4 protein-coding genes are annotated in these 5,702 nt (G+C 44.4%); all 4 read right to left on the bottom strand.

The window, feature by feature from the left end; genetic code table 11:
- Positions 1-41: 41 nt before the first annotated feature.
- Positions 42-1,631 carry a peptide chain release factor 3 gene (gene prfC / locus L650_RS0108090; RefSeq protein ID WP_004586154.1) on the bottom strand — a complete coding sequence of 530 codons (1,590 nt, stop codon included), beginning with the start codon at positions 1,629-1,631 and terminating at the stop codon, positions 42-44.
- A gap of 289 nt (positions 1,632-1,920) precedes the next feature.
- Positions 1,921-2,955: an HlyD family secretion protein gene (locus tag L650_RS0108085; protein WP_029772797.1), complete on the bottom strand. Its 1,035-nt coding sequence runs from the start codon at positions 2,953-2,955 to the stop codon at positions 1,921-1,923.
- A 24-nt stretch (positions 2,956-2,979) separates the two neighbouring features.
- Positions 2,980-4,524, bottom strand: a complete 1,545-nt coding sequence (locus L650_RS0108080; protein ID WP_029772796.1) for an MFS transporter — start codon at positions 4,522-4,524, stop codon at positions 2,980-2,982.
- The coding region (locus L650_RS0108075; RefSeq protein WP_085065443.1) for an efflux transporter outer membrane subunit at positions 4,524-5,702 on the bottom strand (1,179 nt) is incomplete at its 5' end. The genes L650_RS0108075 and L650_RS0108080, both read right to left, overlap by 1 nt.

Genomic DNA, 5,702 nt, shown 5'->3' with positions numbered 1-5,702 from the left:
CCCGCCATAGCAGGCTTTCAGTTAACTTTAGTCAGTCGATTCTAGTTTTCGCGCGTATGGTTAAAGGTTACCTCTGGGTAACGCTCTACCGATAAGTTAAGGTTTACACGGCTCGGTGCTATGTAAGTTAAGTTATCGCCACCATCGAGTGCTAAGTTGCTTTCGCACTTACGTTTAAACTCTTCAAACTTTTTAACATCGTCGCTGCTTACCCAACGTGCCGTATTTACATTTACGCCTTCGTAAATTGCATCTACGTTGTACTCAGCTTTTAAGCGGGCTACAACTACGTCAAACTGTAGTACACCTACCGCGCCTACAATTAAATCGTTGTTAGTAAGCGGTCTAAATACCTGTACAGCACCTTCTTCAGAAAGTTGTACTAAGCCTTTTAATAACTGCTTTTGTTTGAGTGGATCGCGCAAACGAATACGACGAAATAGCTCAGGAGCAAAGTTAGGAATACCGCTAAATTTAAGCTTTTCGCCTTGCGTAAAGGTATCACCAATTTGAATGGTACCGTGGTTATGCAAACCAATAATATCGCCCGCATATGCATCTGCTGCACGCTCACGATCGCCTGCCATAAAGGTTACCGCATCAGAAATACTAATTTGCTTACCAAGGCGTACGTGGTTCATTTTCATGCCTTGGCTGTATTTGCCCGACACAATACGCATAAAGGCAATGCGGTCACGGTGTTTAGGGTCCATGTTGGCCTGAATTTTAAACACAAAGCCAGTAAAGTTTTCTTCTGTTGCGATTACTTGGCGGTCATCTGTTTCTCGCGGTAATGGCGTTGGTGCCCATTGCGTTAAACCATCAAGTACATGGTCTACACCAAAGTTACCAAGGGCTGTACCAAAGTACACCGGTGAAAGCTCACCCGCTAAAAACAATTCAAGATCAAACTCATTTGAGGCACCAATTACCAGCTCTAGCTCTTCACGTAATTGCTCAGCGAGTTCTTCACCAATGGCAGTATCAAGCTCTGGGTTATCTAGGCCTTTTACAGTGCGAACTTCTTGAATAGTATGGCCTTGGCCTGTTTTGTATAAAACAGCCTCGTCGTTATGAATGTGATAAACCCCTTTAAACTCTTTACCACAACCAATTGGCCAAGTAATAGGCGCACAGGCAATATTTAGCTCTGTTTCTACTTCATCGAGTAGTTCCATTGGGTCACGAATATCACGGTCACACTTATTCATAAAGGTAACAATAGGCGTGGTACGTAGGCGCGTAACTTCCATTAGCTTACGGGTACGTTCTTCTACACCTTTTGCGGCATCAATAACCATTAAACACGAATCTACCGCGGTCAATGTACGGTAAGTATCTTCTGAGAAGTCTTCGTGTCCAGGGGTATCAAGTAAATTAACCAGCGCATTGTTATACGGAAACTGCATTACAGAGGTAGTAACCGATATACCACGCTCTTTTTCCATTTCCATCCAGTCAGACTTTGCATGCTGATTAGAGCCACGGCCTTTTACAGTACCGGCTTTTTGAATCGCTTGTCCGAACAAAAGTACTTTTTCGGTGATGGTGGTTTTACCAGCATCCGGGTGCGATATGATTGCAAAAGTCCTTCGCTTGCTAATTTCGTTGATAATATTCTGGTCTGCCATTAATAAGTTCTTTTAGTTTGATGCCAAGTTACATGCATAACATTGAGTGTATGCAAGGCAACCCGTTAAGTTGATCGTTATTAACTGGGCTTTGAGCAATTTAGTGTGAATAAATTGACAACAATTAACGCCATATAGCTAATTTTTTAATAGTGGCAATTGTAACAGGAGTCGGTATAAAAGTGTGCTATCTAACTCAAAAATATCTTGGCTTTGTATGCAAAAGGAAGGAGTAACTAATTTTAAGGGCCAGCAACATGGTTACTGGCCCTGTAATTAACGCAATGTGCTACTGCGTTATTGAAATACTTGGCACCACCGACATACCTACTCGTAACTGCTTAAGCGCCGGCTGGTTTGCATCTAAGCTAATTTTAACCGGTAAACGCTGCACAATTTTGGTGAAGTTTCCCGTGGCGTTATGTGCACCAATGGCTGAGTAGCTCACGCCACTGGCAGGGCTTAGGCTATCAACGTGGCCACGTAAAATTTGCCCTGGTAGTGCATCTACTTTTATTTCAACTTCTTGGCCTACTTTTACATTAGCTAGTTGAGTTTCACGGTAGTTTGCACTAACAAACACTTTATCAAGGGGTACAACAACCAATAGCGGGCTGCCTGGGTTTACATACGCCCCTACACGCACCGATTTTTGGCCAACTATGCCATCAATAGGCGCTGTAATTTGGGTGTACGATAACTTAAGTTCGGCATCTACTACACGTGCTTTAGCTTGTACAAGCACAGCTTTGGCTTTTTCAATATCGGCACGTAAAATTTCAATCTGCTGCTTTGCTGCCGCAAGGCCTGCTTGGTTTTTATGCAAGTTTGCTTTTTGAATAGCCAGCTTTGCTTGTGCTTCTTCTCGTGCTTGCACAGTGCCTGAGCCATCGGTTGCTAAGTTGGTATAACGCTTTAAATTTAACTGCGCTAATTTAAGTGATGCAGTGTCGGCCTCTACCGCAGCTTGCGCTTGTTGTACCAACGAATCTTGATAAGTTAGCTTAGCTTGCAAGCTAGCTACACTTGCTTTAGCACTATTAGCTTGGGCTTTAGCAGAATCTAGGGCCACTACAAAATCGCGATTATCTACGGTGGCAATTAAATCGCCTTTTTGTACTCGCTGGTTATCTTTAATGAGTACTTGATCTACCGTGCCAGATACCTGAGGCGCCACAAAGGTAAAGTCGGCTTGCACGTAGGCATCGTCAGTTGTTTGAGTTGCACTTTGCGACTCCGGTTTATTAAGATAAATAATACTGCCTGCAACAACGGCAAGTATAGTTGCTACAACGGTTAATTTAACTACTTTTGGTAAGGCCATAATATATTACTCAACAATTAAAATTTAAGATTTATTAAGATTCGGGGCTGGTACAAAGTTCATACATAGCGCCAGCGGAATTAATACAAGTGCTAACACACCAAGCACCAAGTAGGCATCACCTACCGACATCACTAACGATTGCTGAGCAATAACGCCACCTAATTGCTCATTAGGTATGGTGCTTGCCAATGAATTACCGACCAGTGAGGCGCGGTCTAATAGCATTTCGTTATGAAAATGACTGCGCACCGTTAATAGCTGCCCTACAACAGCCCCGCCAATAAGCGAGCCAAACACACGTAATGTGTTTATGGTTCCCGAAAAAAACGGCCCTTCGCTTGGGTCTAGTACACTGGTCATTAAAAATAAAATAGAGACCACAGCCATGGGCTGGCCAAATGCTTGCAACAGCTGCGCTGTGATAAATTGATCGCGATGCCATAAAGGCGTAATTTGTGCGCCGCTAAAACAGGCCAGCGCAATTAAAAATAATCCAATTGACATCACAATGCGGGCATCTACCCATTTTTTATATAAAAGCAGTGCCACTACCGAGCCAAGTACAAGTTGTGGTAGCGCAATTAATAACCCTACTGGCGCTAGCTGTAGTGCTCTATAGCTATGCAAACTGGCTAAATGGGTTGAGGGCAACATTGAGCCCGACATCAACACCACTAACAACATGGTAAGCAGTACAGAACCAATACCTAAATTGCGTCGGCCTAATAATTGCGGTCTCATAAATGGCGCTTTGTGATGCCACTCGGTTAATACGTAGCAGCCAAATAAAATTAGCCCACCAAAAAAACACACACTAATAAGCGATGAATTAAACCAATCTAAGCGCACACCTTGATCAAGCGCGATGGCAATTAATGTCAAAGACGATACGCCGCACACTAGGCCTAACCAATTTCCTTCTTTAAAGCGCGCATATTTAACGCCCTCTTTTGGTAAGCCCCACGCAGTTAGTGAACCTGCAATAATACAAAGCGGAATAACTTGCCAGTAAATCCAGCGCCAGTCCGATAACACATCAGCCCACTGCCCGCTTAGCCAAATAGCTAAATTTGGGGCGAATGTAGCGGTCATGGCGTAAAGCGCTAAACCGTGTAAACGTATGTTAGGGGGTAAAAATTTAAGTGCAGCCATCATTAATATAGGAATGAGCGCGCCACTACTTACCCCTTGCACAAAACGCAGTGCAATTAATAAGTTTAAATCATTAATAAAAGGCAAAATAGCCGCAATAACACCACATATAGTCACCATAGAAATATGAAAGCGTCTAACCGATAACGTAATGGCAAACCACGAAGCAAAAGGCATAGCGATTAGCTCCCCAACGGTATAGGCGCTTGAAAGCCAAGAGGCATCATCTAAACTTGCCCCCATTACACCCCTCACATCTGCTAATCCAAGTGCCCCTACTCGGTTATTTAAACCCGCCATCATAGCGGCAATAAAAATGCCTAATAACCCAGCCAGTGCTTGTTTTGATGGCCCTGCGGGCTTAGCAACAGGTGCTGCATTTTGTACAGGCACATTAATCGTGACTGCATTCATTACTCGCCCTCCGCCTTGGCTGACATTGGCGCAAGCGCACTTTCAGGTAATGCGTCTGGGTTCCAGCCACCGCCGAGAGATTTATACAAATTTACAACCGCAATCGAGGCATTGGTTGCACTGTTATTTAACTTAGTTTGGCTTGCTAATAAATTACGTTGCGCCGTTAAAACACTAAGGTAGTCGGCTGCACCTTGCTGGTAGGCTCTTTCAACGGTTTGTAAAGCCTGCTTATTAAAGTCGTGGGCAATTTCAACTTTGTGATGGTGATTTTGCTGCGCAGCCCAACCATCTACTGCGTTATCAACTTCGTGCCACGCTTTTAGTACAGTTTGACGATACGTTAATGCCGCGTTTTTCTCGCGCTCTTTAGTAAGCTTAAGCTGTGACTTTAAGCGCCCCCCCTGAAAAATAGGCAAATAAACATTTGGTCCCACTGAAAAAACACGTGAATCCCAGGTTGATAAATCACTTTGCGCATACCCCTCAACTCCTAATGAGCCCGTTAAAGTAATGCGTGGGTAAAAATTCGCTGTTGCCGCGCCAATAGCGGCAACAGCGCTGTGTAAGTTTGCTTGCGCTTGTAAAATATCTGGGCGGCGTTTCACAAACTCTGATGGAATAGCCGAAGGGATTTCGCTTGGCATAACGGGCGCAGCAATACGCTCAGCTAACAAAGTATTTAAGGCACGTGGTTTTTCACCTACTAGCAACGCAAGCGCGTTCATTAACACATTACGGCGCTGCGTTTGCTCTGGTAGCGCAGCATTAATTGTTGCCAGCTCTGCTTTTGCACTAATTGTTTCAAAACGTGTACTTACACCGTTTTTTTCGCGGCTTTGTGCAAGCTTTAACACACGCTCTGCAATGGTTTTGTTTTCGTGTGTTATGTTGAGCTGCGTTTGCGCACTGCGCAGTAACAAATATGTTTTAGCCACCTCCCCAGCTAAGCTAACACGCACGGCTTCACGCGCATACAAAGAGGCCTGCAGCATAGCAACGGCCCCTTCTTCAACACGTTTATTACGGCCCCATAAATCAAGTTCCCAGCTGGCATCAAAACCAAGCTGCCAAAAGTTATCAGGGTCTGAGGGCGCACCGAGTGCAACAAACTTACCATTTTCGCTCAGCCCTTCGCGCTTGTAGTCAAACCCAGCAGATACACTGGGTAAGCGGTC

Origin of the sequence: Pseudoalteromonas sp. TB51, from assembly GCF_000498055.1 — a bacterium.
GTDB lineage: Bacteria > Pseudomonadota > Gammaproteobacteria > Enterobacterales > Alteromonadaceae > Pseudoalteromonas > Pseudoalteromonas atlantica.
The sequence above is the reverse complement of the archived record's forward strand: the minus strand, read 5'-3'. Positions and strand labels throughout refer to the sequence as shown.